This is a genomic window from Pantoea sp. S-LA4, assembly GCF_054482835.1.
Window position 1 is genome coordinate 3,506,355 of sequence record NZ_JBTLRC010000002.1, and the last position, 17,368, is coordinate 3,523,722.

Annotated in this window: 18 protein-coding genes; 7 read left to right on the forward strand and 11 right to left on the reverse strand. The window is 57.7% G+C overall.

Features of this window, described 5'->3' with window-relative positions; all coding sequences use genetic code 11:
* Nucleotides 1-554: 554 nt before the first annotated feature.
* The 5 genes from livF to ACX3P5_RS17400 form a co-directional block, all read right to left on the reverse strand.
* Entirely contained in the window at nt 555-1,268 is a 714-nt protein-coding gene (gene livF / locus ACX3P5_RS17380; RefSeq protein WP_233986863.1) for a high-affinity branched-chain amino acid ABC transporter ATP-binding protein LivF, read from the reverse strand.
* 1 nt (nt 1,269) lies between these two features.
* Nucleotides 1,270-2,037, reverse strand: a complete 768-nt coding sequence (livG, locus tag ACX3P5_RS17385; protein ID WP_458969045.1) for a high-affinity branched-chain amino acid ABC transporter ATP-binding protein LivG — start codon at nt 2,035-2,037, stop codon at nt 1,270-1,272.
* Nucleotides 2,034-3,305 carry a high-affinity branched-chain amino acid ABC transporter permease LivM gene (locus ACX3P5_RS17390; protein ID WP_094121473.1) on the reverse strand — a complete coding sequence of 424 codons (1,272 nt, stop codon included), beginning with the start codon at nt 3,303-3,305 and terminating at the stop codon, nt 2,034-2,036. Before ACX3P5_RS17390 ends, livG begins: the two co-directional genes overlap by 4 nt.
* Nucleotides 3,302-4,228 (reverse strand): high-affinity branched-chain amino acid ABC transporter permease LivH, encoded by a 927-nt coding sequence (gene livH, locus ACX3P5_RS17395; protein WP_009087789.1) that lies wholly within the window; start codon nt 4,226-4,228, stop codon nt 3,302-3,304. Before livH ends, ACX3P5_RS17390 begins: the two co-directional genes overlap by 4 nt.
* 133 nt (nt 4,229-4,361) lie before the next feature.
* On the reverse strand, nt 4,362-5,474 hold the full coding sequence (locus tag ACX3P5_RS17400; RefSeq protein WP_233986858.1) for a branched-chain amino acid ABC transporter substrate-binding protein: 1,113 nt from the start codon (nt 5,472-5,474) through the stop codon (nt 4,362-4,364).
* A 398-nt stretch (nt 5,475-5,872) separates the two neighbouring features.
* On the opposite strand from ACX3P5_RS17400, the gene panM reads away from it, so the two are divergent.
* Nucleotides 5,873-6,268 (forward strand): aspartate 1-decarboxylase autocleavage activator PanM, encoded by a 396-nt coding sequence (panM, locus tag ACX3P5_RS17405; RefSeq protein WP_233986856.1) that lies wholly within the window; start codon nt 5,873-5,875, stop codon nt 6,266-6,268.
* 67 nt (nt 6,269-6,335) lie between these two features.
* Here panM and rpoH read toward each other — a convergent pair whose 3' ends face one another.
* From rpoH to ftsY, 4 genes are all read right to left on the reverse strand, one after another.
* A complete protein-coding gene (rpoH, locus tag ACX3P5_RS17410; RefSeq protein ID WP_031376708.1) occupies nt 6,336-7,193 on the reverse strand; it encodes an RNA polymerase sigma factor RpoH in 858 nt (285 codons plus the stop codon).
* Between the two features lie 241 nt (nt 7,194-7,434).
* Nucleotides 7,435-8,421, reverse strand: a complete 987-nt coding sequence (ftsX, locus tag ACX3P5_RS17415) for a permease-like cell division protein FtsX (RefSeq protein ID WP_233986846.1) — start codon at nt 8,419-8,421, stop codon at nt 7,435-7,437.
* On the reverse strand, nt 8,411-9,079 hold the full coding sequence (ftsE, locus tag ACX3P5_RS17420) for a cell division ATP-binding protein FtsE (RefSeq protein WP_031376707.1): 669 nt from the start codon (nt 9,077-9,079) through the stop codon (nt 8,411-8,413). The genes ftsX and ftsE overlap by 11 nt, the downstream gene beginning before the upstream one ends.
* 5 nt (nt 9,080-9,084) lie before the next feature.
* Nucleotides 9,085-10,830, reverse strand: a complete 1,746-nt coding sequence (ftsY, locus tag ACX3P5_RS17425) for a signal recognition particle-docking protein FtsY (protein WP_458969046.1) — start codon at nt 10,828-10,830, stop codon at nt 9,085-9,087.
* Between the two features lie 233 nt (nt 10,831-11,063).
* Between ftsY and rsmD the strand changes: the two genes are divergently transcribed.
* Together rsmD and ACX3P5_RS17435 are read left to right on the forward strand one after the other, a co-directional pair.
* Nucleotides 11,064-11,663: a 16S rRNA (guanine(966)-N(2))-methyltransferase gene (rsmD, locus tag ACX3P5_RS17430; RefSeq protein WP_458969047.1), complete on the forward strand. Its 600-nt coding sequence runs from the start codon at nt 11,064-11,066 to the stop codon at nt 11,661-11,663.
* Nucleotides 11,653-11,925, forward strand: a complete 273-nt coding sequence (locus ACX3P5_RS17435) for a DUF1145 family protein (protein ID WP_233986818.1) — start codon at nt 11,653-11,655, stop codon at nt 11,923-11,925. The genes rsmD and ACX3P5_RS17435 overlap by 11 nt, the downstream gene beginning before the upstream one ends.
* A 28-nt stretch (nt 11,926-11,953) precedes the next feature.
* Here the strand turns inward: ACX3P5_RS17435 and ACX3P5_RS17440 are convergent, their stop codons facing one another.
* A complete protein-coding gene (locus ACX3P5_RS17440; RefSeq protein ID WP_233986816.1) occupies nt 11,954-12,310 on the reverse strand; it encodes a DUF2500 domain-containing protein in 357 nt (118 codons plus the stop codon).
* A 153-nt stretch (nt 12,311-12,463) separates the two neighbouring features.
* Between ACX3P5_RS17440 and ACX3P5_RS17445 the strand changes: the two genes are divergently transcribed.
* A complete protein-coding gene (locus ACX3P5_RS17445; RefSeq protein ID WP_233986814.1) occupies nt 12,464-13,093 on the forward strand; it encodes a lysoplasmalogenase in 630 nt (209 codons plus the stop codon).
* A 100-nt stretch (nt 13,094-13,193) separates the two neighbouring features.
* Complete coding sequence (locus ACX3P5_RS17450; RefSeq protein ID WP_458969048.1) at nt 13,194-15,470, forward strand: zinc/cadmium/mercury/lead-transporting ATPase; 2,277 nt, start codon at nt 13,194-13,196, stop codon at nt 15,468-15,470.
* Between the two features lie 45 nt (nt 15,471-15,515).
* Here ACX3P5_RS17450 and tusA read toward each other — a convergent pair whose 3' ends face one another.
* Nucleotides 15,516-15,767: a sulfurtransferase TusA gene (gene tusA, locus ACX3P5_RS17455; RefSeq protein WP_031375242.1), complete on the reverse strand. Its 252-nt coding sequence runs from the start codon at nt 15,765-15,767 to the stop codon at nt 15,516-15,518.
* Between the two features lie 204 nt (nt 15,768-15,971).
* Here tusA and ACX3P5_RS17460 point away from each other — a divergent pair, with 204 nt between their 5' ends.
* Together ACX3P5_RS17460 and ACX3P5_RS17465 are read left to right on the forward strand one after the other, a co-directional pair.
* Complete coding sequence (locus tag ACX3P5_RS17460) at nt 15,972-16,637, forward strand: 7-cyano-7-deazaguanine/7-aminomethyl-7-deazaguanine transporter (protein ID WP_233986810.1); 666 nt, start codon at nt 15,972-15,974, stop codon at nt 16,635-16,637.
* Nucleotides 16,638-16,755: 118 nt separating this feature from the next.
* Nucleotides 16,756-17,310 (forward strand): DcrB family lipoprotein, encoded by a 555-nt coding sequence (locus tag ACX3P5_RS17465; protein ID WP_233986808.1) that lies wholly within the window; start codon nt 16,756-16,758, stop codon nt 17,308-17,310.
* Nucleotides 17,311-17,368 lie beyond the last annotated feature (58 nt).

Consider the following 17,368-nt stretch of genomic DNA (forward strand, 5'->3'; position numbering starts at 1 on the left):
GGAAATGAAGGATTAATAACAGAAAGATGACAGCCGGGTGACAGACTGAATAGCGGAAAAGGCAGAGCGACTAACTGCAGCTGAGCTTGTTGACAAAGTCTGGCCTGGTCGCTGTAAGACTGAGCCCTGCACAGAGAACACGGTCAGATCGGAAAGACGCAAAATCCGTCATCCATGACATGCTCGGCCCGCGCCGTCCATGGCGCGGGACGCTTTCCTCCTCTGCCCGTGTTCCCTGTGCGTTGAGTTTGTTCGTTGCAGCCAAATTCACCCTGATTTGGGTTTTCAGCAATCTGAGCGGCTATACACCATTACAAAGTCGCGTTTGTTTACATAAATTGTAACGGATACTGGCAATGACAGCACTTGTCCGTGCTTTTTAAGGGCAAACTCAAAGGCCGTCAGTGGCACCACCCACACCCATGCTCAAGGCCGTCGGCGGCGCAGGCAGGTTGCGGGCGGACAGCGCGCAGCCACCGGAGCGTACACGTAGTACGTGAGGATGGCGAGCACTGCCCAACCACAACCTGACCAGTAAGCCAGGCCGTGCCCCATCAGGCACCCAAATACGCGCTGCGGACGGCTTCGTTGGAAAGAAGTGCTGCGCCTGTGTCTTCCAGCACGACATGGCCGTTCTCCAGCACGTAACCCCGATCCGCCAGCTTCAGCGCCTGATTCGCGTTCTGCTCCACCAGGAAGATGGTCATCCCTTCGCTGCGTAACTGTTCGATGGTGTCGAAAATCTGCTGAATGATTATCGGTGCCAGACCCAGCGACGGCTCATCCAGCAGCAGCAGGCGCGGCTGGCTCATCAGCGCCCGACCAATCGCCAGCATCTGCTGCTCACCGCCGGACATGGTGCCGGCCCGCTGGATTTTGCGCTCCTCCAGCCGCGGGAATAGCTGATAAACGCGCTTGATCCGTTCCAGATATTGCGGGCGGCTGGCAAAAAAGCCGCCCATCGCCAGATTCTCTTCCACCGTCATGCGCGCAAACACCCGACGACCTTCCGGTACGATGGCGATCGCTTCACGCATGATGCGCGCCGTCTGCCAGTCGGTAATGGTTTTCCCGTCAAAGGTGATGTTGCCGTGGGTAGCTCGCGGTTCGCCACACAGCGTGCCGAGCAGCGTGGTTTTCCCGGCGCCGTTGGCCCCAATCAGCGTGACGATTTCGCCCTGATTGATGTAGAGGCTGACGTTATGTAACGCCTGGATTTTGCCGTAATGGGCGCTCACGTTCTCAATGGTTAACATCGCATTTGCCATCTTACGCCTCTCCTAAATAGGCACGGATCACGTCCGGGTTATTACGAATCTCTTCCGGCGTACCGTTAGCCAATGGCGTTCCCTGATTAACCACGTAAATGCGATCAGAAATGCCCATCACCAGCTTCATATCGTGTTCAATCAACAGCACTGACACCTTGTGCTCACCGCGCAGTTCGGCGATCAGCTCATCCAGTTCGTGCGTCTCTTTGGGGTTAAGACCCGCCGCCGGTTCATCCAGCATCAGAATTTCCGGGCGCGTCACCATGCAGCGCGCAATCTCCAGACGGCGCTGCTGACCATAGGCCAGGTTTCCGGCCTGGCGGTTAGCCAGATCCAGCAGACCGACCCGCTCCAGCCAGTTGGCCGCACGATCCAGCGCCTCGCCTTCACTGCGACGAAACGCCGGCGTCTTGAGCAGGCCAGCAAACAACCCGCTTTTCAGATGCTGATGTTGCGCCACCAGCAGGTTTTCAATCACCGTCATTTCGCGGAACAGACGTACGTGCTGGAAAGTACGCACAATCCCCATCCGCGCAATCTTCTGGCCAGGCAATCCTTCCAGATGCTGCTCACGCAGTTTAATGCTGCCACCGGTTGGCTTGTAGAAGCCGGTCAGGCAGTTGAATACCGTGGTTTTCCCGGCACCGTTTGGCCCGATCAGCGAAACGATCTCCTGCGGATGCAGCGCCAGCGAAACGTTGTTTACGGCTAACAGGCCGCCGAAGCGCATCATCAGGCCTTCAACGGCTAATAAAGGCTGACTCATGCCTGTTCTCCCTGTTTACCCTGTCTTAATTTCAGATGCGGACGCTTCATCGGCAACAGTCCCTGCGGACGCCAGATCATCATCAGCACCATTAATCCTCCCAGCACCAGCATGCTGTACTCGTTGAGATCACGCATCAGTTCACGGGAAACCACCAGCAGAATGGCAGCCAGAATCACCGCAAACTGCGAGCCCATGCCGCCCAGCACCACAATCGCCAGCACAAACGCTGATTCGACAAAGGTAAAGGATTCCGGGCTGACAAAGCCCTGACGCGCGGCGAACAGGCTACCGGCAAAGCCGGCGAAGGCGGCGCTGATGGTAAAGGCCGTCAGTTTGATTCGGGTCGGGCTGAGGCCCAGTGAACGACAGGCGATCTCATCCTCGCGCAGCGCTTCCCAGGCACGGCCCAGCGGCATCCGCAGCAGCCGGTTGATCACGAACAGCGTCAGCACCACCAGCAGCAACGCCACCAGATACAGGAAGATAATCCGGTCGCTGGGATCGTACTTCAGGCCAAAGAAGTGGTGGAAAGTATCCCAGCCGCCTTCACGCGGCGTACGGCCAAATTCCAGACCAAAGAAGGTCGGTTTCGGGATCTGGCTGATGCCGTTCGGGCCGCCGGTCAGGGCGGTATTGTTGAGCAGCAGAATACGCACGATCTCACCGAAGCCCAGCGTCACAATCGCCAGATAGTCGCCGCGTAACCGCAACACCGGGAAGCCCAGCAGCAGGCCAAACAGCGCGGCCACCATGCCGGAGAGCGGCAGGCACTGCCAGAAGCCGAGCCCGTAATAGTGGTTCAGCAGGGCGAAGGTATAGGCACCGATGGCGTAGAAACCGCCGTAGCCCAAAACCAGCAGGCCCGACAGGCCGACCACCACATTCAGTCCAAGACCGAGCATCACGTAGATCAGCGTCATGGTGGCGATATCGACCGTGCCGCGCGACACCAGGAACGGCCAGGCGAGCGCCGCCACGATCATCACCGCCATCACCAGCTTCTGCTTTGGCGTCGAGCCATCGATGCCCGGCAGCACCAGCGCCGGACCGGAGATTTTCTTCAGGCCGCTCTGCCAGACCGGACGCAGCAGCTGAAACAGAAACACCACCACACAGGCAACAGCAATCCAGTTCCAGCGCACGCTGCCGGCGTTTTGCACCACCAGATTTGTGCCATCCAGATTAAGGCGCAGCCCCATAAAGAAGCTGGCGAGCAGCAGCAACATCAGCGACGAAATCAGGGCGTTGAGAAAGGAAGACTTCATACTTTTTCCACCTCCGGACGGCCCAGAATCCCGGTCGGCATCACCAGCAGCACCACAATCAGTAAGGCAAAGGAGACGACATCTTTATACTCGGTGCTCAGATAGGCGGAGGTCAGCGCTTCCGCAATCCCCAGCACCAGGCCACCAATCATCGCGCCCGGAATACTGCCAATCCCGCCCAGCACCGCGGCGGTGAACGCCTTCATGCCGGCCATAAAGCCGATAAACGGGTTAATTGATCCGTAAAACTGGCCCAGCAACACGCCCGCGACTGCGGCCATCGCGGCACCGATGACAAAGGTCAGTGAGATAACGCGATCGGTGTTAATCCCCAGCAGGCTGGCCATTTTCAGATCTTCAGCACAGGCGCGGCAGGCGCGGCCCATACGCGAATAGCGAATAAAGGTAGTCAGCGCCAGCATCGCCAGGAACGTCACCACCCAGATCACGATTTGCATGGTGGAGATGGTGGCGGCAAAGCCGTTGCTCTCGCCCACCGTCCACTGCCCGGTAATCAGGCTCGGCAGCGCCAGGTCGCGCGAACCCTGGGTCAGGCTGACGTAGTTTTGCAGGAAGATTGACATGCCGATGGCGGAGATCAGCGCGATCAGGCGCTTGGAGGAGCGCACCGGCCGGTAGGCGACGCGCTCGATGCTCCAGCCGTAGGCGCTGGAGATAATCACCGCCATCACAAACCCGGCGGCGATCATCAGCCAGGTGGTGTCGATACCCATCATCATCAGGGCGGCAATCACGATAAAGGAGACATAGCTACCGATCATGTAAACCTCGCCGTGAGCGAAGTTGATCATGCCGATGATGCCGTAAACCATGGTGTAACCGATGGCGATCAGCGCATAGGTGCTGCCGAGGGTAACACCGTTGAACATCTGCTGAATAAAATAGAGGAACTGCTCGGACATACCTTAACCCTTACTTATCCGATCGTCGCCGAACGGAGTACAAAAAACGCCTGGCAGCACAGACCAGGCGTTAGTGTTGCAGGGGAGCAGGCAGCGGTTACCCGACACCTGCCCCGCCAGTAAACCGCCTGACTTACTTCACAGCGGTCGAGGTACCGTCGGCATGCCATTTGAAGACGCCGAACTCAAAGCCTTTCAGATCGCCCTTCTGATCCCAGCTCAGGTTGCCCATCACGGTTGGCACCGCAGCGCCCTCTTTCAGGTTCTTCACAATCTCTTCCGGCTCGGCGCTCTTGCTGCGCTCCATCCCGGCCGCCAGCGATTGCAGCGCGGCATAGGTGGTCCAGACGAACGGACCGGTTGGATCAAGTTTCTTCGCTTTCAGCGCATCCACAATCGGTTTGTTGGTCTCAACCTGATCGTAGCGTTTCGGTAAGGTCACCAGCATCCCTTCAGAAGCGGCACCCGCGATGTTAGACAGCGAAGCGTTGCCTACGCCTTCAGGACCCATGAACTGGGTTTTCAGACCGGCAGCACGCGCCTGGCGAACAATCTGGCCCATCTCCGGGTAGTAACCGCCGAAGTAGACGAAATCGACGTTCTCTTTCTTGAAGCGCGCCACCAGGGTAGAGAAATCTTTGTCGCCGGCGGTGATACCTTCAAACATCACGATGTTGGCGCCCTGCTTTTTCAGGCTCTCCTGCACCGAACGCGCCAGGCCTTCGCCATACTGTTGCTTGTCGTGAACCACAGCGATACGCTGCGGCTTCAGCTCGGTCATGGCATATTTGGCCGCGGTCGGGCCCTGATCGGAGTCGAGACCGGTGGTGCGCATAATCAGTTTGTAGCCACGGGCGGTGAGATCCGGCGCGGTGGCGGCGGGGGTAATCATCAGCACGCCTTCATCTTCGTAGATGTCAGACGCAGGCTGGGTCGATGAGGAGCAGAGATGGCCGATGACGTAGCGGATGCCGTCGTTGATCACTTTGTTGGCGACCGCGACCGCCTGTTTCGGGTCACAGGCGTCATCATATTTCACCGCAACCAGTTTGTTGCCGTTGACGCCGCCTTTGGCATTGATATCTTCAATCGCCTGGGTCGCTCCGGCAAACTGCATGTCGCCATACTGCGCAACCGGGCCAGACATCGCCCCGACAATCGCCACTTTAATATCTTCAGCCAGTGCGGCATGGCTCATCGCCAGTGCTACACATCCCGCCAGTAATGCGCGACCTTTCATTTTCATCCGGACTACCCCATCTGTTATGTCGTGGTTGTTGTGAGTGCAAACTGCCAGATAAAGTCGAAAAACTGATTAAGCAATAATGAGTTAGCGTACTTTTCTGGCATTTATTAGTAATAAGGCTTTATTTTTCAGGTTATTAAACAGGAAGTTTCTTCTGTAAATCAACTGACATATTCAGAATTGCCTGAGTGCAACAGCATAATACACTGGATGCAACGGCCGGATTTTCACCACTTTGCCAGCGGGTTATGCTGGATTGATCGCATCCAGGGCCTGTTTACAACTATCATCCTGGCAGCCAGGCCATCTTTTGACCTGTTTTATTGATGAAAATGTGTCAGCGCTCTGGTTGTATACTTTCGCTACACTTCCCCCTTTTACAAGTACAGGTGTTTGTCATGAAGCTCACCATCCAGCGTTTAACCACGCTGACGCCGCAGGACCGGATCGATTTGGGTAAAGTCTGGCCGGATCTGGAGATTGATAAACTGGAACAGACGCTGAATGAAAGTCATCGCCTTTATGCCGCGCGTTTCAACGACCGCCTGCTGGGCGCATTGCAACTGGAGATTTCAGGTATTCACGGCAAGGTTCATCGGCTGGCCGTACGCGATGTCACCCGGCGACGCGGAGTGGGTCAATATTTGCTGGAAGAGACCATCAGGCAGAACGGATCATTAGCGGACTGGTGGATTGCAGATGATGGCAGCGACGATCAGCGGGTGCGAGCGGCGTTTATGCAGGCGTGTGGTTTCAGAGCCCAGACCGATGGCTGGATACGGGCGGTGGAGTAAAGCAGGCGGGCGCAGAAAACAAAAAGGGCGACATGATCATGTCGCCCCTGAAGGTTACCTTGCGGTATTACGCTTCGATCGCCATACGCAGTTTTTTCATGGCGTTCTTTTCCAGCTGGCGGACACGTTCCGCTGAGACGCCATATTGATCGGCTAACTCCTGCAGCGTGGTTTTGTTGTCTTCATCCAGCCAGCGGGCACGGATGATGTGCTGACTACGCTCATCCAGACCTTCCATCGCATAGCTCAGCTTATCGGCAGCGTGCGCATCCCAGTTGTCCTCTTCAATGCCGTCGGCAAAGTCAGAGGTTTTATCCTGCAGATAGAGCACCGGTGCCATTGATTTGCCTTCACCGCTCTCATCGTCGGCCGACATATCAAAGGTCATATCCTGGGCCGCCATACGTGATTCCATTTCACGCACGTCTTTACTGCTCACGCCCAGTTCACGCGCCACCATCTCGACTTCGTCCTGATTGAACCAGCCCAGACGCTGCTTGGTTTTACGCAGGTTAAAGAACAGCTTACGCTGTGCTTTGGTGGTCGCGACTTTCACGATACGCCAGTTACGCAGCACGTATTCATGAATTTCGGCTTTGATCCAGTGTACGGCGAAAGAGACCAGTCGCACGCCCACTTCAGGGTTAAAGCGACGCACCGCTTTCATCAGGCCGATGTTGCCTTCCTGAATCAGGTCAGCCTGCGGCAAGCCGTAGCCGGAGTAATTACGAGCGATATGAACTACAAAGCGTAGGTGAGACAGGATCAGCGTCTTTGCCGCATCCAGATCGCCCTGGTAATGCAGCCGTTCAGCCAACGCTTTTTCCTCTTCTGCCGACAGCATCGGCCAGGTATTGGCAGCCCGAACGTAAGATTCCAGGTTGCCCAGAGGAGCAATAGCTAAAGTTTGCATTTCTTTGGTCATTCAAACCCTCACAAATTCAGTGGAATTGCCGCACATTTCCTTGCGCAGACGATACAGTATGTCAACGTCGCGCGAAATCCGAAAGCAATCTGTGCTACCGGGACAACAAAGTTATCCACAACAACAATTATAGCAGTGAATATTTTACACACAGATGACAGGAAGGGAAGAGGCGAGTGCGTCCTCTGCATCCCATCGCCGGTAGCAGAGGACTATTATAACAAAAAAATGTTGCAGGCGTTTACTGGGGCGTAAATCGGCGTAAATGTTGTACCGTCGCCAGCCAGGCGGCGATCCAGCCGATAATCGCGGCAATCAGCACTAACAGCAGCGCCTCATCCCAGGAGAAGCCTTCCAGCGAGAAAGTGGTGCCGAACACGGTTGCCACATGGGCCACCACCGATTGCAGCCGCAGCACCAGCACTTCCGACAGCAGCAGCGACAACACCGCGCCGCTCAAGCCCAGCAACGCTCCGCCATAGAGGAACGGCCGCAGAATAAAGCCATCGGTGGCGCCAATCAGCTTTTGTACATTGATGGTATCGCGGCGGGCAAAGATGCTGAGCCGCACGCTGTTACCGATCACCAGGAACACCGCCACAATCATCAGTACGCCGATCATCGAGGCGATCTGCCCTACCAGCCCGGTCAGCGCCGCCAGCCGCGCGAACCAGCTGTCGTCCATGCGTACTTCATCCACGCCCTGTACTTTAGTCACCCGATCGCGCAGGCTTTGCATGGTGTCGGAATTCTGAAAATTGAGCTTCGGCGTGATAATCGCCACCGCAGGCAGCGGGTTCTGCTCCAGCATATCCATCGCACCGCCAAACCCTGACCAGTTGCGGAACTCATTGAGCGCCTCTTCCCGCGTCAGGTAATTGACGTTATCCACGCCTTCCACCTGTTTGAGCTGCGCCACCACGTTTTCGGCGGCGGTGTCATCCAGCGCTTTGTCGAGATAGACCGTCAGCTGCGGTGCCGGATACCACTGGGTCGCCGCCTGGCTGACGTTCTTCCACACCATGTAGCAGACGCTTGGCAGGGTCAGCGAAATGGCGATCACCATGACCGTCAGCAGCGTCGCCAGCGGCTGACGCCACATGTCCGACAGCGTGCCGCGCAGGGCATAGCGCCACTGCTCCTGCCAGCCGCCTTTCAGCGCTTTGCTTTTCGACGGCTGCTGCTTCGCTTTCGGCGCCGTCGGGCGTTTATTGCGTTTATTGACCATCGTGGCCTCCGTGCAGGCGTCCCTGATTCAGCGTCATGACGCGGTAGTTACGACGGGCAATTAAGCCGTTGTCGTGCGTCGCCATCAATACGGTGACGCCCACGCGGTTGAACTCTTCAAACAGTCGCAGAATGTCTTCCGACAGCGCTTCGTCAAGGTTACCGGTGGGTTCATCCGCCAGCAGCACCGCCGGTTTATTCACCACCGCACGGGCGATACCCACACGCTGCTGTTCACCGCCTGATAGCTGAATCGGGTAACTTTTCGCTTTGTCGAGCAGGCCGACTTTGTCCAGCGCTGCCGAAACGCGACGACGGATATCTTCGCCGCTGGCGCCGGAGATAATCAGCGGGATCGCCACGTTGTCGTAGACCGAACGATCCATCAGCAGGTGGTGATCCTGAAAGATCATGCCGATCTGACGGCGCAGAAAAGGCACCTCGCTGTTACGCAATCGGGAAATATCGTGGCCGCTAAACCAGATTTGTCCGGCACTCGGACGCTCAATGCCACAAATCAGCTTCAGCAACGTACTTTTACCGGCACCGGAGTGGCCGGTCAGGAACGCCATTTCGCCGGGACGCAGATGGAAATCCACCCCCTGCAGTGCCTGACGTCCGCCGAGATATGCCTTACTGACCTCTTCAAAGCGAATCATCCTAATTAGTCCTCTCGGGCAAACAGTGCCTCAATAAAATCATCCGCCTTAAACGGGCGTAAATCTTCGATGCCTTCCCCGACACCGATATAGCGAATCGGAATACCGAACTGATCGGCGACCGAGAAGATCACTCCGCCCTTGGCGGTGCCATCCAGCTTGGTCAGCGCGATGCCGGTTAAGCCCACCGCTTCATCAAACAGTCTGGCCTGGCTGACCGCATTCTGCCCGGTACTGGCGTCAAGCGTCAGCATCACTTCATGCGGCGCATCTTCATCCAGCTTCTTCATCACCCGGGTAATTTTCTTCAGCTCTTCCATCAGGTGCGATTTGTTCTGCAGGCGACCGGCGGTATCGGCAATCAGCACGTCGACACCGCGTGATTTCGCCGCCTGAATCGCATCGAAGATCACCGAGGCAGAATCTGCACCGGTATGCTGGGCAATCACCGGAATATTGTTGCGCTGACCCCAGACCTGCAGCTGCTCGACCGCGGCCGCACGGAAGGTGTCACCGGCAGCCAGCATCACTGATTTGCCCTCGGCCTGATACTGACGCGCCAGTTTACCGATGGTGGTGGTTTTACCCACACCGTTGACGCCGACCATCAGGATCACAAACGGGGTTTTGCCGGAGACGTCCAGCGGCGCATCCACTTTGGCCAGAATCGACGCCATTTCGGCTTTCAGCAAACCATAAAGCGCTTCCGCATCACGCAGCTGCTTACGGTTCGCCTGCTGAGTCAGATGGGTGATGATCCGGCGGGTGGTATCGACGCCGACGTCAGCAATCAGCAACTGCTCTTCCAGCTCATCAAACAGGTCATCATCAATCTTTTTGCCACGGAACAGGCTGACGAAACCGGAACCGAGGTTCTGACGGGTTTTTACCAGGCTGCGCTTCAGGCGGGCAAAGAAGCCCTCTTTGCTGGGGCGTTCCTGCTCCTGCGTAATGATTGGCGCAGCGGCTAACGGCAGATCGCTGACGGTATCCGGCACGGCATCGGCTTCTTCACTTTCTGCCAGCGCCAGGGCTTCCAGCTCTTCATCGCTCAGCGGTACGTCAGCCTGCGGGGTTTCGATGATCTCTGCATCACCCAGCGCCAGGGCTTCCAGCTCTTCATCGCTCAGCGGCGCGTCAGCCTGCGGGGTTTCGACGATCTCTGCCTCGCCCAGCGCCAGCGCGTCCAGCTCTTCGTCGCTCAGCGGTGCGTCAGTCTGCGGGGTTTCGACGATCTCTGCCTCGCCCAGCGCCAGCGCGTCCAGCTCCTCGTCGCTCAGCGGCGCGTCAGCCTGCGGGGTTTCGACGATCTCTGCCTCGCCCAGCGCCAGCGCGTCCAGCTCTTCATCGCTCAGCGGCGCGTCAGCCTGGGTTGCTGCGGCATCAGCCGCTGGGGTGATGATGGCGTCAGCCTCGACGACCGGTACGCCGTGCGGATCGCTTTCCGTTTCCAGTAAGGCTTCCGGGTCAGCCTGAATCGGCTCCGGTTCCGCCAGGGCTTCCGGTGCGGCTTCATGCGGCGCGGCAGCCGTTACCTCCGCATCACGTTGCTGTCCGGCCACCGTTTCGGTGATGGCGACAGTCTCTTCCGCTTGCGATTCAGCCTGCGTTAAGGTTGCGGCTGGCTGTTCTGCCTGCTGCGGCGTGGACTCAGCCGCCGGTTGCGCCTGCTCCTCTGCAGAGGGTTGCTTCTCTTCTTCTTTGCCAAATCCCAGCCAGGAAAAAAAGCCACGTTTTTTCTCTTTTGCCATTGTGTGACTACACTCCTCGATGGCTTTGTCCCGGTCGCGCGTCGTTTCCAGGGGTGAATCAATTAAAATTGGCTAACGCCAGACCGGCGTAAAACCGCAGAATACTGCATGACTTCAGCAACTCAGTAGTCTAACACTTTCCAGCCAGCTCACCACAGCACCCTTTTTTAACGTTTCTTCTCACCGATTCGCCCGTTAAACTACGCAACAAATTATGACGAGTTGTGAGCAAGATGACTAAAAACCCCCGCAGTACCGGCGGTGCCGGGCAGATCCGTATCATCGGCGGACAATGGCGCGGACGCAAATTGCCGGTGCCCGACAGCGCCGGGCTGCGTCCCACCACCGATCGGGTGCGTGAAACCCTGTTTAACTGGCTGGCGCCGGTACTGCCAGCAGCACGTTGTCTCGACTGTTTCGCCGGCAGCGGCGCGTTAGGGCTGGAAGCGCTGTCGCGCTACGCGGGATCGGCGACGCTGCTGGAGCTGGAGCGTCCGGTAGCACAGCAGCTGATGAAGAACCTGCAGACGCTGAATGCCCACAACGGCAAGGTGATTCAGACCAATGCGCTCACTTTTCTGGCGCAGCCAGGCGAACCCTTTGACGTGGTGTTTATCGATCCGCCGTTTCGCCAGGGATTGCTGGAGCAGACGCTGCAGCTGCTGGAGCAGAATCACTGGCTGGCGGACGACGCGCTGATCTATGTCGAAAGTGAAGTGGAAAATGGCGCGCCGCCGGTGCCGCCAGAGTGGAATCTTTATCGCGAGAAAATAGCCGGACAAGTGGCTTATCGTTTATATCAACGTCAACAGGAGACGCAGGATGTTACTTAATTTGGGGCGTCTGTTGATGCTGTGCGTATGGGCATTTTTACTGGTTAACGTGGTGCATCCCTACCCGAAACCGCTGACCTACTTTATTAATGTCGCGCTGTTTTTCATGATCATGATGCACGGCCTGCAGCTGGTATTACTGCGCGCCACGCAGACCAAAGATGCCCCGCCGATTGACCGCCTTACCCAGGCGAAGGTGTTTGTGTTTGGCGTATTTGAACTGGTCGCCTGGCAGAAAAAGCACTTTCCCCGCAAAAAATAGTTCTGTGAGCGGGCGCCCTGCCCGCTGATTACTGCGCTGGGGTAAAGCTGATAAAGCGCGTTCCCTGCATTTTCAGTTCGCCCTTCGTCCCTTTATCCAGCTGATGATATTCGCCTTCTTTAAGCTGCACTTTAATGTCGCTGGCACCGTTAAGCGGATGAAACAGGGCTTCGTAGCGCATCTCTTCCCCGGCAATCACCTCACGCTGACGTGAACGGCGATTGGGTGCCGGAAATTCACGTTTGGTTTTGACTTCCGCCGTCAGGGATCGCACCGGAGAGGCATCATTGACGGCGGTTTCGCGGCGCTGTTTGATGAACTGACGAGTAGCCAGCACGGCGATAATCGCCAGGACGATAATAATGATTAGCGGTGGTTTGCTCATAATTCTCTCGTGCTTAAAGAAATGCGGATGGCGTTAACTGCGCGGCAAAGCATACAACCAGAGTTGCCTGATTGTCACATCGTCAGGACGTAACCTAAACTGGAAGGGATATTTTGGGATCTTTCACCATTTTGGTTAAAAAAGGGAGAAACAATGCTCTGGTCTTTCCTCGCTGTACTTTTCTCCGGCTGGCTCTACGTTGATGCCACCTATCGCGGTCCGCAATGGCAACGCTGGTTGTTTAAACCGGTCACGCTGCTGCTGCTGGTCGGCCTCGCCTGGCAGGCCCCGACGCTGAACACCACGGACTACCTGATTCTGGCCGGTCTGATCGCCACTCTGGTCGGCGATGCGTTAACGCTGTTACCCCGTCAGCAGATGCTCTACGCCATTGGCGCGTTTTTCCTGTCGCATCTGCTTTATACCCTCTGTTTCGCCGCCAGCATGACCATGACCTTCTTCTGGCCGATTCCGCTGACGCTGTTGATTATCGGCGTGGTGCTGATTGGCATTCTGTGGAGCCGACTGGAAGATCTCCGCTGGCCGATCTGTACGTTTATCGGTATGACGCTGGTAATGACCTGGATAGCGACAGAGCAGTACTTCTTCCGCCCGACCGATTACAGCTTCTCCATCATGGTGGGTGCCGGTCTGCTGTTGCTGGCGAATATTGTCTGGTTTATCAGTCATTATCGTCGCCGTTTCAGTGCCGACAGCGCCATCGTTGCCGCCTGCTACTTTGCCGGTCACTTTATGATTGTCCGTTCGCTGTGGGTGGTGTAACAGAACGCCTGGTTTAAAAAATGGCCTTGACTCTGGAGTTAACTCCAGAGTGTAGGATAACGGGATGGACAGCTTCGTTCATCCCTTATCCGGAGGTCATATGCATCAACATCACGCCTGTGGCTGCGGTAAACCGCGTGCCAGCCACGCCGCAGCCAAACCCCTGTGCCAGATCCCTCAGACTCGTCCCCTGACGCTCTCCATCCACGCCGCAACCCCGGTTACCGCAGACAGCGCGGGCTGCTGCTGCGACAGTAACAGCAGTCCCGGCAACGATGCCGATGAGGAAGGCGACCGGCGACGCGCCGGTCACCTGCCGTTTAGCTGGCAGGTCAGCGGGATGGATTGTCCCGGCTGCGCCCGCAGCATTGAAACCGCGGTTCAGCAGGTGGCGGGCGTTACCGAAGCGCGCGTGCTGTTCAGCAGTGAAAAACTGGTGGTCAGCGCCGACAGCGACGTGCGACAGGCGGTAGAACAGGCGGTTAAAAAAGCCGGTTTCCAGCTCAGCAGCCAGACCGACACAGCAGCCGATGGCCCGCGCTGGCAACATAACCGCATGCTGATTGCGCTGGCGCTGCTGGTGCTCGCCAGCAGCCTGCTCAGCCATTTCGCGCCGCTGTGGGGCGATCGCCTGTTTGTCATCACCACCCTGATCGGCCTGTTTCCGGTGGCACGCAGCGCCTGGCAGCGGCTGCGCAGCGGTTCGCCTTTCACCATCGAAACCCTGATGACGCTGGCCTCAGCCGGTGCGCTGATCATCGGTGCCCACGCCGAAGCGGCGATGGTGCTGGTGCTGTTTCAGCTCGGCGAGCAGCTGGAAAGTTACGCCGCCGCGCGGGCACGCAGTGGCGTCACCCGTTTAATGGCGCTGCGCCCGGAATCGGCGATCCGCCTTGAGCAGGGCCAGCGTCGTGACGTGCCACTCGCCGCGCTGCAGCCCGGCGATCAGATTGAAGTGGCGGCGGGCAGCCGCCTGCCGGTCGATGGCTGCTTAATGACGCCGCTCGCCAGTTTTGATGAAAGCGCCTTAACCGGCGAATCGCTGCCGGTGACGCACAGCCGCGGCGACAAAATCCTGGCTGGTGCTACCAGCATTGACCGTCTGGTGACGCTGGAAGTGGTGTCGAAGCCGGGCGAAAGCGCGATCGACCGGATACTGCAACTGATTGAGGAGGCGGAAACCCATCGCGCGCCGGTTGAACGCTTTATCGATCGGTTCAGCCGCATCTATACGCCGCTGGTGATGCTGCTGTCGCTGCTGGTGATGCTGGTCCCGCCGTTGCTCGGCGCGGGGGAATGGCAGCCGTGGATCTACAAAGGCCTGACCTTGCTGCTGATTGGCTGTCCCTGTGCGCTGGTGATCTCCACGCCAGCGGCGATTACCTCCGGACTGGCCGCCGCTGCCCGTCAGGGCGCGCTGATCAAAGGCGGCGCGGCCTTAGAACGACTGAGTTCGCTGCGCATGATGGCGTTCGATAAAACCGGTACCCTGACCGTCGGCAAGCCGCAGCTCAGCGGAATTGTGCGCTTTGGCACCGCCAGTGAAACGGAGATGCTGGCGCTGAGCGCCGCCGTGGAACAGGGCGCGACCCATCCGCTGGCCACGGCGATTGTGGCGGCAGCGGCGGCTCGCAATCTGACGATTCCGGTCGCAGACGATCAGCAGGTGCAGGCGGGTCGGGGCATTACCGCCTGGGTCGGCGGTCAGCAAATCCAGCTACTGACGCCTGCACAGATAGGCGGGCTGACAGCGCAGCAAACCGAAGAGATCACCCGGCGCGAAGCAGAAGGTGAAACCGTGGTGGTACTGGTGCGGGATGACGACGTGCTGGGGGCGCTGGCCTTGCACGATCGGCTGCGCAGTGATGCGGCAGCGGCTCTGCAGGCGCTGAAAAAACTGGGCATTGAGAGCCTGATGCTGACCGGTGACAATCCGCGTGCAGCCGCGACCATTGCCCGTCAGCTGGGCATTGATTTCCGGGCCAGCCTGCTGCCCGCCGATAAGGTCGCGGCAATAGCCGAACTGAGCCAGCAGCAGCCGCTGGCGATGGTCGGTGATGGGATTAACGATGCGCCGGCGATGAAAGCGGCGACGCTGGGCATTGCGATGGGCAGCGGCACCGATGTGGCGCTGGAAGCCGCCGATGCCGCGCTGACGCGCAATCAGCTGAGCCATCTGGCACCGATGATTGTGCTGGCGCGCCGCACGCGCCGCATCATTCGTCAGAACCTTACCATCGCGCTGGGGCTGAAGGCAGTTTTCCTGGTCACGACGCTGCTGGGACTGACCGGATTGTGGCTGGCGGTGCTGGCGGACTCGGGCGCCACGGCGCTGGTCACCGCCAACGCGCTGCGGTTACTGCGCAACCGCAGCTAAAGAGAGGCGGCCTGTCTGATGACGGGCCGCGCTCAGCCAGCACGACTACTCCGCCATGCCTTTCTGGATCAGGAACTGATACGGCAGGTTATCGGTCTGCTGCGCCAGCAGACGATGTTCCATAAAGCGGCAGAAGCCCGGAATATCGCGGGTGGTGGCCGGATCGTCGGCGATGATCAACAGCGTGTCGCCATCCTGCAGGCTGCGTACGGTTTTGCGCACCATCATCACCGGCTCCGGGCAACGCAGGCCACGGGCATCCAGTTGATGGTCGGCAGAGGAAAAAGCATCGCTCATAATGGACTCGGTTCAGGTTTGGGGCGCTCATTCTAGCGCGTGATGATGATGACGCAAGGCGATAACGATTGCGCTAAAATTAACCATTGCATAAATAGCACAACGCGGTAAGATGCCGCCGCTTTTTGCTCATAAAACTGCCAGGCGCTGCCCGAACGGCGTCCTGCAATGGGTTCCCTCACCCCAACATTAAAAAGGTTGATTATGCTCGCATTCTCTTCGCGTCAGCGCATGCACGCGCTGTTCTGGTTATCGCTGTTTCACCTGCTGGTGATCACCTCCAGTAACTATCTGGTGCAGCTGCCGATCTCGATTTTTGGCTTCCACACCACCTGGGGCGCATTCAGCTTCCCGTTTATCTTCCTGGCAACCGATCTGACCGTGCGCATCTTTGGCGCGCCGCTGGCCCGTCGCATTATTCTGGCGGTGATGATCCCGGCGCTGTTTATCTCCTATGCCGTCTCTGCACTCTACTATCAGGGTGAATGGCAGGGCTGGCAGGCGCTGGAACAGGTGAACCTGTTTGTCGCCCGCATCGCCTGCGCCAGCTTTATGGCTTACGCACTGGGTCAGATCCTCGACGTACACGTCTTTAACCGTCTGCGCGCCCTGCCGCAGTGGTGGATCGCGCCAGGCTGCGCTATGTTCCTCGGCAACATCAGCGATACGCTGGCCTTTTTCTCCATCGCTTTTTACAAGAGCCCTGATGCCTTTATGGCCCAGCACTGGGTGGAGATTGCCCTGGTGGATTACAGCTTCAAAGTGCTGATCTGCATGATTTTCTTCCTGCCCGCCTACGGCGTACTGCTCAATGCCGCGCTGAAACGGCTGGCTGAGCGCCGTTCTGCCGCTCAGGTAAATTTCGGCTAACCCGCCATACCGATTTCCGCCATTACCCGCTAAGATCTGCTGACAATCATCAGGTTGCGTTTGCAACCTGATTCCTGTTGTATTAACGGCTGACTGGAAACTTAAAAAAGGGATTCTGATGCGCAACCTGGTGAAATATGTAGGAATGGGCTTACTGGTGCTCGGCTTAGCCGCCTGTGACCAGAAGAAAGATGACGCGGCAAATGACAACGGCGTCAGCGCCAGTCAGTCGGCGCAGACGGTGACGCTGATGGATGGCAAACTGAGCTTCTCGCTGCCGCCTGGCATGTCAGATAAGAGCGGCAAGCTTGGTTCGCAGACCACTAATATGCACGTTTACGCCGATGAAACCGGCGCGCGCGCGATTATCGTGATTGCCGGTGAGCCGACCAATGATGGCCTGGATGTGTTATCACAGCGTATGGAACAGCAGCAGCGCAATCGCGATCCGCAACTGCAGGTGGTTTCAAACAAATCGGTTACGCTGAAAGATCAGCCGGCACAGCAGCTGGATACGGTGATTTCAGCGAACAACCAGACGTCGTGGTCATCGGTGATTCTGGCGAAGGTCGATGGCAAACTGGTCACGCTGCAGATTACTCTGCCGGGCGATAACCAGCAGCAGGCACAAAGCGATGCCGACAACATTGTGAAAAGTATCACTCTGAAATAAGGCCGGGCGACTGCCCTGCTGGCTTCCGGCTTCCCCGGTTCGGGGAAGCCGGTTATTT

What these genes read in the sequence shown, in the direction of transcription:
- livF (WP_233986863.1), bottom strand. Translation starts at nt 1,268, where the DNA reads ATGGCAAATGCGATGTTAACCATTGAGAACGTGAGCGCCCATTACGGC.
- livG (WP_458969045.1), bottom strand. Translation starts at nt 2,037, where the DNA reads ATGAGTCAGCCTTTATTAGCCGTTGAAGGCCTGATGATGCGCTTCGGC.
- ACX3P5_RS17390 (WP_094121473.1), bottom strand. Translation starts at nt 3,305, where the DNA reads ATGAAGTCTTCCTTTCTCAACGCCCTGATTTCGTCGCTGATGTTGCTG.
- livH (WP_009087789.1), bottom strand. Translation starts at nt 4,228, where the DNA reads ATGTCCGAGCAGTTCCTCTATTTTATTCAGCAGATGTTCAACGGTGTT.
- ACX3P5_RS17400 (WP_233986858.1), bottom strand. Translation starts at nt 5,474, where the DNA reads ATGAAAATGAAAGGTCGCGCATTACTGGCGGGATGTGTAGCACTGGCG.
- panM (WP_233986856.1), top strand. Translation starts at nt 5,873, where the DNA reads ATGAAGCTCACCATCCAGCGTTTAACCACGCTGACGCCGCAGGACCGG.
- rpoH (WP_031376708.1), bottom strand. Translation starts at nt 7,193, where the DNA reads ATGACCAAAGAAATGCAAACTTTAGCTATTGCTCCTCTGGGCAACCTG.
- ftsX (WP_233986846.1), bottom strand. Translation starts at nt 8,421, where the DNA reads ATGGTCAATAAACGCAATAAACGCCCGACGGCGCCGAAAGCGAAGCAG.
- ftsE (WP_031376707.1), bottom strand. Translation starts at nt 9,079, where the DNA reads ATGATTCGCTTTGAAGAGGTCAGTAAGGCATATCTCGGCGGACGTCAG.
- ftsY (WP_458969046.1), bottom strand. Translation starts at nt 10,830, where the DNA reads ATGGCAAAAGAGAAAAAACGTGGCTTTTTTTCCTGGCTGGGATTTGGC.
- rsmD (WP_458969047.1), top strand. Translation starts at nt 11,064, where the DNA reads ATGACTAAAAACCCCCGCAGTACCGGCGGTGCCGGGCAGATCCGTATC.
- ACX3P5_RS17435 (WP_233986818.1), top strand. Translation starts at nt 11,653, where the DNA reads ATGTTACTTAATTTGGGGCGTCTGTTGATGCTGTGCGTATGGGCATTT.
- ACX3P5_RS17440 (WP_233986816.1), bottom strand. Translation starts at nt 12,310, where the DNA reads ATGAGCAAACCACCGCTAATCATTATTATCGTCCTGGCGATTATCGCC.
- ACX3P5_RS17445 (WP_233986814.1), top strand. Translation starts at nt 12,464, where the DNA reads ATGCTCTGGTCTTTCCTCGCTGTACTTTTCTCCGGCTGGCTCTACGTT.
- ACX3P5_RS17450 (WP_458969048.1), top strand. Translation starts at nt 13,194, where the DNA reads ATGCATCAACATCACGCCTGTGGCTGCGGTAAACCGCGTGCCAGCCAC.
- tusA (WP_031375242.1), bottom strand. Translation starts at nt 15,767, where the DNA reads ATGAGCGATGCTTTTTCCTCTGCCGACCATCAACTGGATGCCCGTGGC.
- ACX3P5_RS17460 (WP_233986810.1), top strand. Translation starts at nt 15,972, where the DNA reads ATGCTCGCATTCTCTTCGCGTCAGCGCATGCACGCGCTGTTCTGGTTA.
- ACX3P5_RS17465 (WP_233986808.1), top strand. Translation starts at nt 16,756, where the DNA reads ATGCGCAACCTGGTGAAATATGTAGGAATGGGCTTACTGGTGCTCGGC.